Here is a 14,586-nt window from a genome sequence, read left to right as displayed (position 1 = left end):
AACAAAATTATAAACAATTACTAATAAATGTCTCTTATCCACAAAGATAAATGAGATCTCTAACTACAAATAAAGGCAGGCTATTCTCTTAGCCATGGCGTCACAGTTAAACCAATTAACATGCCTTCAGGGCTTAATAACCTTGTTACGGTTTGCCCCCAAGGCTCCATGCGATTATTAACTAATAAGACATAGCCTTCTTTCAGACAAATATCCGTGATCTTCTCGATGTCTGAAACCTCAAACTCCATCCAACTTTGCGGAGTGAGTATATTTTCAGGCCACTCATTTTGACTAAAACACGATTGGGCAGCTTGCTCTATAGGCCAAAGTGCAAAATGTTTAACACCTTCTAGCCCATCTTGCTCACAAGTTAAATATTGGCTTCCTTCTTCTATTGGCTTCAAAGGTAACTTTAACAACTCAAGATAAAAAGAATGACTTTTTTTGTAATCTGTCACTATCGGCCCAAACCCTGCAACAAATAATACATCAGAGCTATCTTGGAAAGGTATCATCCTGTGTTCCTATAACGTGATGAGCTACTAAAATTTTACCGTTTAATAAAATCGATAATTACTTTTACAAAATAAGATAATTAACCACTGACTTTATTCATTGTAGAGATCATTTTTTCAACCATTCTTTGAGCCTTCAAGCCCTCTTCTCCACTGATCAAAGGTTGAGTTTGGTTTGAAACAGAATCAATAAAATGCCGAATTGCACCATCAAAACCGCGTTGAACCAAAATGGAGTCCCAATTAGCCGGTTTTTTCTCGCTGATCCCAACGGCATTTTCACTCCACCAATGGTTCATATTGGTTATTTGATGAATACTGTCCTCAGCAATGACAACAAGTTGCTCTTGTTGGCTTCCGGCTTTGCGATGCATCGATGTTGTTAACCAACATTGGCCAGCTTGCATATGGTGCTCGGCATAAAACAATTCATCAGTATTTGTTTTGTGAATGCTACCACTGATCAGTTTTGCATTACTTTGTGCAATCCACATTATAGTATCAATGACATGCAAATAATCATCTAATAACGTAAACCTGAAGTCATTCGGCCCTACGCTATCCATACGGTGTTTATCCATACGAATAGACGCTATATTTTTAATATCTTGTTTAATTGCCAAATAAAACGGCGAGAAACGGCGGTTAAATCCAACCATTAACATTTTTTGACGTCGCGCTGCTAACTGAATTAATTGCTCCGATTGTTCAATTAACTCAGTCAATGGCTTATCAACATAGACATGAACGTCAGCCTCTAATAGCAGCTTGATTACCTCAAAATGGCTTTTGGTCGCACTGTGAACAAAAATAGCATCACATTGCTGTGCTAGTGCGTTAATACTGCTAAACAGGGGCATTCGATAACTATCACACACCAATTTTGCCTTTGATTGATTTGGAGAAAAAGCACCAACCAACTCCCAGTTTTCCTCTTTAGTTAAAATTGGTAAATACGCTTTTTGTGCAATAGAACCTAAACCAACTACACCCACCTTTAATTTTCGCATCGTAAACACGCCTGTTAATGGTTAATCTCTGCAAGAATAATCTCATTAATATCAATTAAAAAAATTTTTTTTTGTTAAAAAAACAATTTTGATGAGAAATAAATACACAATAGATTGTTTTATATAAACAAAAAATGAAAATAAACAGGGAGAGTGAATAAGTAACTGCATAAAAAAAAGGGTTGATTTCTTAAATGAGAATGGTTATCTTTTACCTCGTGAATACTTGAGTAAATCACTCAAGTTTATCACAAACGACATTGCTCACATTGCTTCCAGTTTAGCAGGCCAACTTCATATGTTGGCCTTTTTTTTATTTAAAATAATCTATTATTTTCTGCGTATTGCACTACTAAAACTCCATGATTTCAAATGCCCAACATATGCTAGGCGTTGAGTGGGCATGAAAGTCGGCACATCACCGGTTCGCATATGCAATATATCCGCAGGTGTTATCCACGATGAATTACCTTCAAATAAGGGAATACCCGCATACTTATAAGCATCTAGGACAAACTGCGAACAAAAGAAACCATTAGCTTGGTCCACATTATCGCCTAACTGAACTTTAGCTAAGGTTTTTAAGCAAAAATTACGTATCGTTTCACCAATTAACGGAAGTTCACATACTCTTTTAGTGATCATCCAAGGAGCAATCATCACAATGCCTTTATAGTTATACTTGTTTCCATTATTTTGAACTGAAAATTCGCGTAATTTTTCTGCATGTAATGATGTTAAGCCTGCTTGTCTCAATACCACCATGTTATTAGAATCTTTCACTGCTTGGTCTAAGGTAATGATCCTAACGCCACTTCCCACAGATTCAGCAACTTCGCCCAAGCCTAGATAAATAGATGCATGGCTTACTCCGCTAATACTAAATAACCGAATTCCCCATGAATTTAACCCTGTAGCAGACGATAAAAGAATATCTCCGGGCAACATATCAGAAACTGCCAACGGTTCAACGGAATCCTCAATAGGAACCGTATTTGCGTGTTGAATATTAAATTTTAAGCGATTAGTTTCTTCATCTGATTTAAATTGAGTAGAACACCCTGAAAGAGAAAAACAAAATAAAAATAGTAGGCAACAATAAAATTTCATTTTACAACACCCAATAGTGATCTTTCTTTTTAGTTTTTAATTAATGCAGATAATATCCTTTAATCTATTTTATGACTACCGTTTATTTTTATAATAAGAGGCTCTGAATGTTACGCGTAGGAATGGTGTATATTGAAGTGAGTTAATGTAAGTTAATAAGAAAAATCCAATTTTAATTAAATAGCATCAACCCCCTAGTGAATACTAGAGGGTTACATTCATTCAATTAACTAATAACATATTCTGGGTAAAAAACAGTTACTGAATGATATGTTTTCTTTTCTGTCGCTTTATTCTTTTGTACTGCAACTGCGGCATTATCTTTAGAACTTAGCGAAACACGTATGTTTTTCTTAGAACGACTTAATTTATAAGGCATACCTAACAAACGACGTGCATTATTATTACTAACCATTATCGACTCCTTAAACTACTAAATTAAAAATTCATTAAAAAAATGAACATCAAAAAACATAGTCATCGTTGACCACAAAGGCTTTTTTGTTTCATAATAATAACAAAACAAAGTGTAACTTAATCAGTATAACACTAAACTAGTAATATATAATCCAGTTTTATTTATTAGTTCCCAATGGTTACTATATATTTTACGTTAAAATTATATTCGGTTTGCTTGAAAGGCTATTTTAATAAAAAACATGTTATTGGGTTATTTCATACGACTAAGCAGAGGTGTAAATGTTAAAAATATTAGGCCGCACTTCGTCAATTAATGTCCGAAAAGTATTATGGACTGCATATGAGCTTGATCTTAAATTTATTCATGAAGATCACTGGGGAAATCATGAGAATTTAATTCAAGTCGATTTTTTAAAATTAAACCCCAATGCGCTTATTCCAGTCCTTGTTCATGAACAAGGCTCATTATGGGAGAGCAACACAATTTGTCGGTATCTAGTGGCAAAATCCCAACGGACGGATTTATTACCCGAAGAGCCACTTGCTAGGGCTGAAATAGAAAAATGGATGGATTGGCAAATCTCAGAGCTCAACCCAGCATGGCGAGCTGCATTTATGGCACTAGTAAGACAGGATTCTTTTTTTCTACAACAACCTGAAATCGTGGAAAAAAGCATCCATTTATGGAATGAAAAAATGCAAATAATTGAATCTGTGTTATCAAAAAATCAGCCCCAAAAAAATCATCAGAACTATCTCTATGGAAACCATTTTTCTCTAGCGGATATCGTTATCACATTATCAATCCAACGTTGGCTATTAACCCCGATAAAACGCCCTAACACACCATTTTTACTTGACTATTATAAAAAAATGATAAATCGCCCTGCAGCATTAAAATGTATAAACCAACAGACCGCATAACAAATAACCTAAAAGCGTGTGCTACAAAATTTTAGCACACGTAGTTCCTTATTCGAGCGGTGAAGCAGGACTTGAGCACTTATCTTTCCAAATTTGGTTAACCTGTTCAGGCAATAATATTTCATGTCCTCCGTCAATAAACGGAATAGAAATATCCATGCGGCCTTCATCATTGGTATAAGATTTAACAATAAAACGCTTAAATCCGTCAGGCTTATCATTTTTATATCGATACACCTCCCCACAAACATAACCAACCTTACCATTATCCGCAGTGTAGCGAGAAAAATGATATTCAATATTTCTAAATTTTGCTGCTTGTGGGTACGCTAAAACATCATAAACATTCTTTTTTACTTGCTCAACTAAACTCAATTGAGTTGGTTTCATATATAGTGCCCCTAACAGAAATGCAGCACCAAAAATAAGTATCGCAATGATTACTTTAAAAAAATTCATTTTTATTCTCGCCATATATGACCAAATTTATTGAAATAATGTTCATTATGATGATAACCAGATATCAATTAAAATCCATCTTTAAAACGTAAATATTCTTATATTTATCATTTTGTTATTTAAATAAGTTCAACATTAAAACCTTATTGTGTGTAATGTTAAGTTGAGTTTAATATTACAACTGTTTTTTACTCTTAATCCCCTAGAAAATTTCTCGTTTCTATTGTGATCCTCTGTAAACAATCAGTATAGTAAGAAAAATAATAACACTGCATGATAATAGGAAGTTGAAAAATGAAAACAATAGGCCTCATTGGTGGTATGAGCTGGGAATCTACATTACTATACTACCAACAACTTAATGAAGGAGTGAAACAGCAGTTAGGTGGCCTACATTCTGCTAAAATTGTTTTATATAGCGTCGATTTCGCTGAGATAGAACAGTATCAGTCCAATGAGCAATGGGATTTGGCAGCACAATGTTTAGCAGATGCAGGAGAGCGTTTAAAGCTTGCAGGCGCTGATTTTCTGGTTCTTTGCACCAATACTATGCATAAAGTAGCACCACTAATTGAATCTCAAACCGGTCTTCCATTATTACATATAGCTGATGCAACAGGTGAACGGATAACACAGTCAGGTATAAAAACAATTGGACTCTTAGGAACTGCGTTTACGATGGAGCAGCCCTTCTATAAACAAAGGTTGATTGATAAGTTTAATTTGGATGTTCTAGTACCTAGCGCTCAAGATAGAAAAATAATTCATGATATTATTTATAATGAACTATGCTTAGGAAAAATAAACAAAGAATCTAAACAGGAATATCAACGTATAATGACATCTCTGGTAGAAAAAGGTGCTGAAGGTATCATTTTAGGATGCACTGAAATAACATTACTTGTTAATCAACATGATACTACAGTAAACATATTTGATACCACCGCCATTCATGCACAAAAAACAATTGAAGTTGCGCTATCTGCTTAATCATTATTATCTAATAACAGACGCTGTCTTCAATAATTATTGTTAAGATAGTTTCTGTTAAATAATGGTAGCAAAATTGACATATCATCTAGTTAAAAATCACATTTTGCACTATTAAATAGAATTTAATATTAGCCAATTCTCACCTTTTGATTATAAAATACAATAATGCTATTTTTTATCGTTTATTGCACTAACTCTATTCTTATAAGAGTTAGTTTAACTTAACCACCTTAGATTTGTTTTTTATTAAATTTACAGATTATTACCCATTGAATATTAATTCTCATCTAAGATAATAAAAAATTAAGATTAAATTTTTGACAGGTTATTATGTATAAAAATAATGTTGGTAATGTTGTATTAGGCGGATTTATTAAACAAAAACGTATAGAACGTCAAATTACGACAAGAAAAATGGCTGAACTAATATCTATTTCTGAAAAATCATACATAAAATATGAAGATGGAACTCTTTCAATATTTATTGACCACCTTGTAATGCTATCTAAAATACTCAATATAGATGTCAAAACATTATTTGATATCTACGTCAACGCACAACCATGAGCCTGAATATATTGTACTATCACAAAAATTTTGCTTTATATTGAAAGGGTTAAATATAGGACTTAGACAAGAGTTATCACCAGCAATTAACGTTGTATAAAGATAATCTCAGTTTGCATCCTCAATCACAGCAAATTGAGAATGTATTGTATGTGTCATCTTTACCTTGGGTTTCATTTGACAGTTTTAATCTAAATATTGCAGATATTACTAATGTCTTTACCCCTATATTTACTATGGGAAAATACTATAATGACAACAATAAAACATGGTTGCCTCTAGCAGTACAGGTACATCATGCTTGTTTGCGATGGCTTCTATGTTGGTAAATTTTTAACTGAATTACAAAAATTATGTGATAAGCTAGCTCATTAGTACCATAAATTACTCACCGTTATGAAGGAAACTAGCCCTTCCTTCATTTGTCGTGGGTTAATCTCGTTATAATGGCACTCTCAGTATTTTTAATTCAAAAATAATAAGCTCATATAAATGGCATCCCCAATAGTACCACTTTGAAAAAAATATTCCGTTGGCGTAATTACCATTTTAATAGTGCTGGTGAGTAAAGACGAAACCAATTCAATAGGATCAGTTGCAGGCATAGTTCCTCCATATTTTGTCATACACTACGTTCTAAGTAGTGCTTATACAATGAGATAAAGGCTATAAAGAAGACGCCATACCCCAACAGATTTTCACCTCTTTTAACGAACTGGTATCACTCCCCCCCCAGCTTCTGCTATTATGAGCCTCTTTTTATAGATCTCGCTGATTAGGCTTTAAGCACAGAACAATAATAATTTAACAGCTGAAAGTACAATTAACCATCAGCAACATAAACCCCAGAAGCAGAACAATATAGAATGACAACCAATAAAGAACAGTACAACTTAAATAAGTTGCAAAAAAGAATTCGCCGTGATGTTGGCCAAGCAATCGCTGACTTTAACATGATAGAAGACGGTGACCGGATAATGGTTTGCTTGTCTGGAGGTAAAGATAGTTACACATTGCTTTCCATCCTGCAAAGTTTGCAAAAAAGTGCCCCTATCCAATTTTCATTAGTTGCGGTTAATTTGGACCAAAAACAACCTGGCTTCCCTGAGCATATTTTACCTGCATACCTTGATAACCTTGGTGTGGAGTACAAAATTGTTGAAGAAAATACCTATGGGATCGTAAAGGAAAAAATTCCTGAAGGGAAAACAACTTGCTCATTGTGCTCTCGTTTACGACGTGGAATTCTGTATCGTACAGCAACTGAATTAGGTGCAACTAAAATTGCACTTGGTCACCACCGTGATGATATTTTACAGACCATGTTCCTAAATATGTTTTATGGCGGTAAGTTAAAAGGCATGCCTCCTAAATTAATGAGCGATGACGGAAAACACATTGTTATCCGACCACTCGCTTACTGCCGAGAAAAAGATATTGAGCGCTTTGCACAGGCTAAAGAATTTCCAATTATCCCTTGTAATCTATGTGGCTCTCAACCAAACCTGCAACGTCAAGTTATTAAAGAGATGCTACGTGATTGGGATAAGCGTTATCCTGGCCGTATCGAAACAATGTTCCGCGCCACTCAAAACATTGTGCCGTCTCATTTATGTGATACCGAATTATTTGATTTCAAGAATATTTCTCATGGAGATGAAGTTATCAATGGCGGTGACCTTGCGTTTGACAAAGAAGAGCTGCCTCTCCAACCTTTTATAGAGGAAGATGATAAGCCCGACTTTGCAGCTGAACGCCTTGATATTATTGAAGTTAAATAATATTTATTATAACCTCCTTGTTTGGAGGTTATTTTTTGCTCGGATTTAATGCAAAAAAAAGCCGATGTAAATTACATCGGCATTACAGTGGTCAATTATTCTGTATAAGAACTCAATATGAGAAAAACTACAATTATGGAGCACAACGTTCATCGCTCAACGTTGCATTCACCTGCAGGACTAATACTGCACTAAAACCTCAGTAGTTTTATTGATTTATCTCAAACTAGGTCCGGTTATAGGAAATAAGTCATCAATATTAGAGCCATCGGCTTTTTCTTAGCCACCATAAGACGGTTGCGATTAAAACGGCTAATAAAACGCAAAAGACACTAAAGGCAAAGCGGAATTCATTACCGGGGATCCCTCCTAAATTCACACCAAACAAACCCGTTAAAAACGTTGTTGGTAAGAATATCATGGCCATTAATGACATCGTATAAATACGCCGGTTCATCATTTCAGTCATCATATTCGTTATCTCATCAGAAATAATCGCTGTACGTGCTATAAATCCATCGAGATCTTCAATGCAACGCCCTAACCGGTCAGAAATCTCTTGAATTCGACGACGATTAGTTTCATCTAACCAAAGTAATTTTTCCGTTGTTAAGCGAGAAAACATATCTCGTTGTGGAGCCATATAACGGCGGATTACAATAATTTGCTTACGGAGTAATGCAAATTCTCCTCTATCAGGAATTTGGCCATTTAATATGGAGTCTTCCATATCAATTAAACGCTCATGCAAAGAATCTGTAAAATCACTTATTTCATCTGTAATAGAATCAGCAACCTCTACTAGCCAATCACCTGTGCTTTGCGCACCTACTCCCTGTTTTAAGTCATCAATAACAGAGTCTAAAGAGTTTACTTTTCGGTGACGGCTAGAAATAATTACCCGGTTATTAATAAATACTCGAAATGCAACTAATTGCTCAGGACGCTGGCCAGTATTGGTATTTAAAGTTTGCAATGTTAATAAAATGCCATCACCAACACGTATCAAACGCCAACGCCCTGAATGCCCTGATAGCGCAGACTTAACTTGGTCATTAAAGAGGTCTGATTGCTGAATCCAATTAAAACTTTGAGGATCTTTATAATCATAATGAAGCCAGAACGGAGACTGCTGGCTCGCACTCGCATTCACATCAATGGGAAGTAATCCACCGTCTCCATTTAACTGAAATGCATGTACAGGATTTGAATTTTGGAATAAAGAACCATAAATCAGCCCCATGCAATATCTCCCTTTTATAATCAATACGGTATTTGTAGTCGAATAAATAATTCTTTGCAATTATTTCAAGAATCACTTCCACAATACATGAATAAAACAACAAAGAAAAAAGATTGAGATTAACATCTTATAAAAACAGACAATTCCTCATAAATCACAAAATATCGCCATTTTTGCTAAATAAAACCACATAATTGACACAAATGAGCAATAAAATTTACGATGAGTTTTTTATTATAAAAAGGTAGTGTTTATTCCTTTTTTTGGTCCTCCTTCCCATTCTCCAGAGGAAGGAGCTTTTTTCTTTTTGTCAGAAAAACAGTCCACAACATGTGCAGGCTGAGATCTTTTTTAATGTTTAATAATATAAAAGCTATGGCTATATGCGACATCTTCAGGGTTGTTAATCGGGTAACCTTTTAGCCAAGGCTTAATTAGGCGTGCATTGGTATATTGATAAATAGGTGCGATTGGCGCTTCTTTTGCAATGATAGCTTCTGCATTATTATAATAACGGTTGCGTAATTGCGCATTTGTTTCAATACTCGCCGATGCGATAACCTCATCATATATAGGGTTGTTGAATTTTGGTATATTACCACTATGCTGAGAAGTGAGCAGAGACAAGAAGGTTGAAGGCTCATTAAAATCCCCTATCCATGATGCGCGTATAACATCAAAATTTCCTGTATTACGGCTATCTATATAGGTTTTCCATTCTTGATTAACTAGTTTGACCTCAGCACCTAGCTTTTTCTTCCACATAGAAGCAATTGCTATAGCAATTTTTTGATGGTTTTCTGAACTATTGTATAATAACGTTAATTCTAATGGGTGATTTGGACCAAAACCAGCTTGTTGTAATAACACTTTTGCTTGCTGGTCTAACTCTTTTTGTGAATAGCTATTATAAAGCCCTTTTTCAGGCTTAAAGCCATCAGTGACATCAGGAGTAAAATAATTTGCGGGCTTCTCCCCTGTACCTAATACCTTATTCGCAATTAATTGGCGGTCAATCGCCATGGATAATGCTTTTCTAACACGAACGTCATCCGTTGGTGCACGTTGAGTATTAAAAGCATAGTAATATGTCCCTAATTGGTCTGGTGTAAAGACTTCATTAGGAATATCTTTTAACAATTTTTGATAGCGTTGTTTTGGAAATGATTCGGTAATATCTAGGTCACCCGCTAAATAACGATTAGTTGCATGAGACTCTTGGTTAATCGGGACAAAAGTGACTTTAGTGATGACTGTATTTTGATGATCCCAATATTTTTTATTTGGTACCAAAACAATTTTTTCATTAACCACTCTGTCTGATAAAACAAAAGCGCCATTTCCAACTAAATTTCCGGCTTTTATCCAGTCATTACCAAACTTTTCAACGGTTTTTTGGTGAACAGGAAATAAACTAAAGTTAGCCGTTAACGAAGGAAAATAAGGTACCGGCTTATTTAGAGTAATCTTTAGTGTGTGCGTATCAACCGCTTCAACACCTAGTTGCTCAACTGGCAATTTACCATCAATAATATCTTGCGCATTGTTAATGCCTGCTAGTGCTGCAAACCAAGCAAATGGTGATGTTGTTCCAGGTGAAACAAGTCGCTGCCAGCTATAAACAAAATCTTGAGCCGTGACAGGGTCACCGTTTGACCAATGTGCGTCAGATCTCAGTGTAAATGTCCAAATACGATTATCAGCCGTATCCCAGCGTTGAGCTACTCCAGGGATCGGCTTTCCATGATCATCTTGGTTAACCAGCCCTTCAAATAAGTCACGCATGACTTGTGCTTCTGTTAACCCCACTGATTTTACTGGATCCAAAGATGCGGGTTCGTCTTTTAAATGCCGTGTAACTTCTTGGTTTTCAGCTAAAACTGTACCTGTAGGTATCACGGCACTAATAGCTGGTGTAGTAACAAAAACTGAAGAAATCAAAATCGCTAAAGATGTAAATGAATGTTTATGCATTATATTTTCTATCTTGTTAATATAAATAAAGGTAACTAAAAGCCTAGTTAAATGATTTCAAATGAAGATGCTATTATTAACAACGTTACTGCATTTACTGATTAAGTTTCATTTCGGTAATTTGAATGTTGGAAAAACCTACTATGCCAATAAAAACATAAACTTATGATGTAAAAAAACCATATCTATCATAGGTAATATCAAGTCATAATTACTCTGTAGTTTATCTTAATTTATCATATGCTTTCATATTTTAAATATCCACATTTCTCGTGTAATTAATTGATTTCCTAACTCAAATATACATAAATTAATACTCATATTATAGAACCATAACCCTATCTCTATCATTTTTCAGGTAATTAAATAATGACTCAAGAAACCAATACAGATCGATTTCCTTTTGTTACACTTCATAGGTCAGTTTAAAAAGTGCATAACAAAAAACGCAAGCATTGATAAAGCTTAGTAGTTATATAATGATGATGCACCATACTGTAATAAAAAGTAGGTAAAATTATCTTGTTTTGCCCCATATAGGACTCAAGGTAAGAGATAAAGTTTCCGTATAAAATTTGGTCATTAGTACAATGTAAAACTCAGCACTGCGTAACTGCACATTAAAAAACCTTTAATCGCAAAGATTTTTTATTAGAAGATAGATTAAGTTATCAGTGACTCACTTTATGAATGGGAGAAAAATTCATGTCGCAGACAGTTAAGTTAAAAGGTAATGACATCACAGTTAACGGTGTCTTTTTACAAGCGGGCTCAAAAGCTAAACCTTTTACCCTTGTCACCAAAGATCTCAGCGAAGCAACGCTGGAAACCTATGAAGGTAAACGAAAAGTTTTAAATATCTTCCCAAGTGTCGACACTGGCGTATGCGCAGCGTCAGTTCGCAAGTTTAATAAGCTCGCAAACGATTTGGATAACACTGTTGTATTATGCATTTCTGCTGATCTACCTTTCGCACAAGCGCGTTTTTGTGGTGCAGAAGGTTTAGATAATGTTGTTACGCTATCTTCTTTCCGTAGCGGCTCGTTTGCGAATGACTATGGTGTTGATATTGCTAGTGGCCCATTAAAAGGCCTGAACGCTCGTTCCGTTGTTGTCCTAGATGAAAACAATAACGTTATTTATAGCCAATTAGTTCCTGAAATAACTGAAGAACCTGATTACGACAGCGCATTAAATAGTTTGAAATAAGCTTTTGTCATATTTAGTTCACTGTAGTTAACAATAAAGCGGGAATTTCCCGCTTTATTGAATAATATAAACACCACTCTAATCTACGTGAGCCCAATACAATGGTTGGTGGTTCTTTGCATTAACAACATTCGCAAATAACTTGTTGTCACTCATTATAGAAATCAAAGTATGAGAGAGCGTACTCAATACTTTTAAGGCTTGGTCCTGGGTAACAGGGCAGCAAGATGTCAAAATATCAATAATGAGGTCTCGAGGCTTATGGCCATTTTTTACCAGCGCCTCCCACGTAAAACGATTTTTCTTCGCTAAATATTTTACTGCAGCTTTATTCATCAGATAAAGTTCGGCGGCTGAGGCGGCAGACTCAAACATATCATTTTTATAATGACTCTGGCTCATGTATTCGCGTAGCTTACGATTTACAACGAAATTAATAGTGAATTGATCCATGGCAACTCCTTGTAGGCTGAAACCCATCAGATGAGATTACGATACCCTAAAACAGCAGCTGTCTTTGTTATATAGCAGGAAAATTCACCAATTAGCAATAGTATTAGCAGGGTTTTGCCATATCAAACACAAGATAAAAAAGATACGTCTTTAAAATAAGATTGAGTCAATGCCCCATTTTCATAGACTTCATCCATTGTTCGCACTACATATTGGCAATACTTATTCAAACCGTCTTCCGGTATTGTTGTTGCTGTGCCAGAGCCACTTAAAACCAGCCCTATTATTGCGAATACGTAAGTTATTCTTTTATACATTTAATTTAATTTTGCTCTTTTTTCGTATTAAGGCCATATTCTCTCAATTTATTGGCAATTGCCGTATGAGAAATATCCAAACGTTTAGCTAATTTACGGGTACTCGGATAATCGCGATACAAACGTGCTAATACCGATGCTTCATAACGTTTAGTGATTTCATCTAGCGAGCCATTGAGTGAATCTAAAGCGAGTGCGGGGGTATTAACTACATCAGGTAATTGGATATTATCTGCATCTAATATATTGCCATTAAGTTGCGTTAACCCTTGATAAAGAGCATTTCTCAGTTGCCTTACATTACCCGGCCAATAATAACTACTTAAATATTCTATCAACGAAGGTGCCAATTTAGGTTCAGCAATATGAAGCTCTTTGGAAAAACTGGCGACAAATGTTTTGGTCAGCGGTTGAATATCTTCTTTACGTTCACGCAATGGAGGAATAGTTAATGTCAGTACATTCAAACGATAGTAAAGATCCTCTCTGAATTTCTTTTCGGCAACCAATTCAGGTAAATTTTTCTGTGTTGCACAAATCACACGAACGTTCACCTTAACTTCTTTTTCTTCCCCAACACGCCTAAATGTTCCATCATTTAAAAAACGTAATAACTTAATTTGCATTTGTGGCGACATTTCAGCAATTTCATCAAGCAACACCGTTCCGCCATTGGCTTGTTCAAAAAAACCCTTTTTGCCTTCAACCGCATTTGGATAAGCACCCGCTGCATAACCAAATAATTCACTTTCTACGACATCATCCGGCATCGAAGCACAATTTAAGCCTAAAAACGGTTCTTTTCCTCTCGCACTATGCAAATGACAAGCTTTCGCTAAGATATCTTTCCCAGTCCCCGTTTCACCGACAAGTAATAATGGCTCATCCAGCATAGCAATACGTTTGGCTCGTTCAACCACATTTGCCATGACAGGGCTAACAGCAATAATTTGTTCAAAACCGCTGCCATCTACCTCAATAACTTGTTGGCGTTGCTTATCTAAAATTGCAGCCGATTTCAACAGTAATACCGCACCAGTACAATGGGATTTACCATTTTCATCAGCCAAAATAATAGGTGTTACTTGCATCAAATAGTCTTGGCCTTTAATGACAACTTTCTCGGTGTACGCCTCTGGTGACTCCCGTTCAAACCAACGTACTAGTCCTTGACTACCAACTAACTGTGAAAAGGTTTTTTCTCGAATTTTAGCCTCATCATAACCAAATAACTGCAATGTCATTGGGTTAATCAACTCAATATTTAGCTTGTTGTCGATGGATAAAACAGGTTCTGGAAATGAGTTTAAGAGCGCCCAAACGGCTTTATGTTCTCTTTCTGAAGGCATAAAATAAATTCGGCGAACATCAATAACACCATTAATACGGCGTATTTCTGCCATCAATGTGCTGAATACCTGAAAATCTACAGGTGTAAAGTTGAGGTAAATCCTACGTTGAGGAGAGATTTCAATACCTTTTAAATCAATATTTTGTAGAACTAAAAGGTCAAGTAATTCACGCGTTAAACCGATACGGTCTTGGCAGGTCACTTCGAGGCGCATAGGTAAGAACCTTCATCAAAAAAGCCGAGAGAATAAAGGTATT

16 protein-coding genes are annotated in these 14,586 nt (G+C 35.5%); 6 read left to right on the top strand and 10 right to left on the bottom strand.

All coding sequences use genetic code 11. The features are described 5' to 3' along the window. Positions 1 to 80: 80 nt before the first annotated feature. The 4 genes from PR683_RS03020 to sra form a co-directional block, all read right to left on the bottom strand. Entirely contained in the window at positions 81 to 518 is a 438-nt protein-coding gene (locus PR683_RS03020) for a hypothetical protein (protein WP_004910509.1), read from the bottom strand. Positions 519 to 598: 80 nt separating this feature from the next. Then, positions 599 to 1,528: a Gfo/Idh/MocA family protein gene (locus PR683_RS03015; protein ID WP_109911283.1), complete on the bottom strand. Its 930-nt coding sequence runs from the start codon at positions 1,526 to 1,528 to the stop codon at positions 599 to 601. A gap of 330 nt (positions 1,529 to 1,858) precedes the next feature. Further along, positions 1,859 to 2,638, bottom strand: a complete 780-nt coding sequence (locus PR683_RS03010) for a YaeF family permuted papain-like enzyme (RefSeq protein WP_196718502.1) — start codon at positions 2,636 to 2,638, stop codon at positions 1,859 to 1,861. 226 nt (positions 2,639 to 2,864) lie between these two features. Next, positions 2,865 to 3,053 (bottom strand): stationary-phase-induced ribosome-associated protein, encoded by a 189-nt coding sequence (sra, locus tag PR683_RS03005; RefSeq protein WP_004910503.1) that lies wholly within the window; start codon positions 3,051 to 3,053, stop codon positions 2,865 to 2,867. A gap of 284 nt (positions 3,054 to 3,337) precedes the next feature. On the opposite strand from sra, the gene PR683_RS03000 reads away from it, so the two are divergent. Further along, positions 3,338 to 3,982: a glutathione S-transferase family protein gene (locus tag PR683_RS03000; RefSeq protein WP_272581667.1), complete on the top strand. Its 645-nt coding sequence runs from the start codon at positions 3,338 to 3,340 to the stop codon at positions 3,980 to 3,982. A gap of 48 nt (positions 3,983 to 4,030) precedes the next feature. On the opposite strand, the gene PR683_RS02995 is transcribed toward PR683_RS03000, so the two are convergent. Further along, positions 4,031 to 4,372, bottom strand: a complete 342-nt coding sequence (locus tag PR683_RS02995) for a hypothetical protein (protein WP_181937006.1) — start codon at positions 4,370 to 4,372, stop codon at positions 4,031 to 4,033. A 363-nt stretch (positions 4,373 to 4,735) separates the two neighbouring features. Between PR683_RS02995 and PR683_RS02990 the strand changes: the two genes are divergently transcribed. The 3 genes from PR683_RS02990 to PR683_RS20375 all read left to right on the top strand — a co-directional run bounded on the left by PR683_RS02990 (position 4,736) and on the right by PR683_RS20375 (position 6,330). Further along, positions 4,736 to 5,431, top strand: a complete 696-nt coding sequence (locus tag PR683_RS02990; RefSeq protein ID WP_272571255.1) for an aspartate/glutamate racemase family protein — start codon at positions 4,736 to 4,738, stop codon at positions 5,429 to 5,431. 333 nt (positions 5,432 to 5,764) lie between these two features. Then, a complete protein-coding gene (locus PR683_RS02985) occupies positions 5,765 to 6,001 on the top strand; it encodes a helix-turn-helix domain-containing protein (RefSeq protein ID WP_117161971.1) in 237 nt (78 codons plus the stop codon). Between the two features lie 92 nt (positions 6,002 to 6,093). Further along, on the top strand, positions 6,094 to 6,330 hold the full coding sequence (locus PR683_RS20375) for a CatA-like O-acetyltransferase (RefSeq protein WP_226537835.1): 237 nt from the start codon (positions 6,094 to 6,096) through the stop codon (positions 6,328 to 6,330). Positions 6,331 to 6,465: 135 nt separating this feature from the next. Here the strand turns inward: PR683_RS20375 and PR683_RS02980 are convergent, their stop codons facing one another. Continuing rightward, a complete protein-coding gene (locus PR683_RS02980; RefSeq protein WP_162598825.1) occupies positions 6,466 to 6,606 on the bottom strand; it encodes a hypothetical protein in 141 nt (46 codons plus the stop codon). A 261-nt stretch (positions 6,607 to 6,867) separates the two neighbouring features. Between PR683_RS02980 and ttcA the strand changes: the two genes are divergently transcribed. Beyond that, a complete protein-coding gene (ttcA, locus tag PR683_RS02975; RefSeq protein WP_004910491.1) occupies positions 6,868 to 7,782 on the top strand; it encodes a tRNA 2-thiocytidine(32) synthetase TtcA in 915 nt (304 codons plus the stop codon). Positions 7,783 to 8,041: 259 nt separating this feature from the next. On the opposite strand, the gene zntB is transcribed toward ttcA, so the two are convergent. Together zntB and PR683_RS02965 are read right to left on the bottom strand one after the other, a co-directional pair. Further along, positions 8,042 to 9,025, bottom strand: a complete 984-nt coding sequence (gene zntB, locus PR683_RS02970; protein WP_004910490.1) for a zinc transporter ZntB — start codon at positions 9,023 to 9,025, stop codon at positions 8,042 to 8,044. Between the two features lie 351 nt (positions 9,026 to 9,376). Next, a complete protein-coding gene (locus tag PR683_RS02965; RefSeq protein WP_196719544.1) occupies positions 9,377 to 10,999 on the bottom strand; it encodes a peptide ABC transporter substrate-binding protein in 1,623 nt (540 codons plus the stop codon). A 705-nt stretch (positions 11,000 to 11,704) separates the two neighbouring features. On the opposite strand from PR683_RS02965, the gene tpx reads away from it, so the two are divergent. Then, positions 11,705 to 12,208: a thiol peroxidase gene (gene tpx, locus PR683_RS02960; protein ID WP_004910486.1), complete on the top strand. Its 504-nt coding sequence runs from the start codon at positions 11,705 to 11,707 to the stop codon at positions 12,206 to 12,208. Positions 12,209 to 12,286: 78 nt separating this feature from the next. On the opposite strand, the gene PR683_RS02955 is transcribed toward tpx, so the two are convergent. Further along, the gene (locus PR683_RS02955; RefSeq protein ID WP_042851578.1) at positions 12,287 to 12,661 is read right to left on the bottom strand and encodes a hypothetical protein; all 375 of its coding nucleotides are present in this window, start codon (positions 12,659 to 12,661) and stop codon (positions 12,287 to 12,289) included. 322 nt (positions 12,662 to 12,983) lie between these two features. Further along, positions 12,984 to 14,543: a transcriptional regulator TyrR gene (tyrR, locus tag PR683_RS02950; RefSeq protein WP_004910482.1), complete on the bottom strand. Its 1,560-nt coding sequence runs from the start codon at positions 14,541 to 14,543 to the stop codon at positions 12,984 to 12,986. Positions 14,544 to 14,586 lie beyond the last annotated feature (43 nt).

The organism is Providencia sp. PROV269 (assembly GCF_028477785.1).
Lineage (GTDB): Bacteria > Pseudomonadota > Gammaproteobacteria > Enterobacterales > Enterobacteriaceae > Providencia > Providencia rettgeri.
This window is presented reverse-complemented; position numbering and strand designations above follow the sequence as displayed.

Bases quoted from the DNA above. Each gene is read 5' to 3' on its own strand.
- zntB (WP_004910490.1), bottom strand. From the start codon at position 9,025: ATGGGGCTGATTTATGGTTCTTTATTCCAAAATTCAAATCCTGTACAT.
- ttcA (WP_004910491.1), top strand. From the start codon at position 6,868: ATGACAACCAATAAAGAACAGTACAACTTAAATAAGTTGCAAAAAAGA.
- sra (WP_004910503.1), bottom strand. From the start codon at position 3,053: ATGGTTAGTAATAATAATGCACGTCGTTTGTTAGGTATGCCTTATAAA.
- PR683_RS02965 (WP_196719544.1), bottom strand. From the start codon at position 10,999: ATGCATAAACATTCATTTACATCTTTAGCGATTTTGATTTCTTCAGTT.
- PR683_RS03015 (WP_109911283.1), bottom strand. From the start codon at position 1,528: ATGCGAAAATTAAAGGTGGGTGTAGTTGGTTTAGGTTCTATTGCACAA.
- PR683_RS02985 (WP_117161971.1), top strand. From the start codon at position 5,765: ATGTATAAAAATAATGTTGGTAATGTTGTATTAGGCGGATTTATTAAA.
- tpx (WP_004910486.1), top strand. From the start codon at position 11,705: ATGTCGCAGACAGTTAAGTTAAAAGGTAATGACATCACAGTTAACGGT.
- PR683_RS02990 (WP_272571255.1), top strand. From the start codon at position 4,736: ATGAAAACAATAGGCCTCATTGGTGGTATGAGCTGGGAATCTACATTA.
- PR683_RS03020 (WP_004910509.1), bottom strand. From the start codon at position 518: ATGATACCTTTCCAAGATAGCTCTGATGTATTATTTGTTGCAGGGTTT.
- tyrR (WP_004910482.1), bottom strand. From the start codon at position 14,543: ATGCGCCTCGAAGTGACCTGCCAAGACCGTATCGGTTTAACGCGTGAA.
- PR683_RS03010 (WP_196718502.1), bottom strand. From the start codon at position 2,638: ATGAAATTTTATTGTTGCCTACTATTTTTATTTTGTTTTTCTCTTTCA.
- PR683_RS02955 (WP_042851578.1), bottom strand. From the start codon at position 12,661: ATGGATCAATTCACTATTAATTTCGTTGTAAATCGTAAGCTACGCGAA.
- PR683_RS02980 (WP_162598825.1), bottom strand. From the start codon at position 6,606: ATGCCTGCAACTGATCCTATTGAATTGGTTTCGTCTTTACTCACCAGC.
- PR683_RS03000 (WP_272581667.1), top strand. From the start codon at position 3,338: ATGTTAAAAATATTAGGCCGCACTTCGTCAATTAATGTCCGAAAAGTA.
- PR683_RS02995 (WP_181937006.1), bottom strand. From the start codon at position 4,372: ATGAAACCAACTCAATTGAGTTTAGTTGAGCAAGTAAAAAAGAATGTT.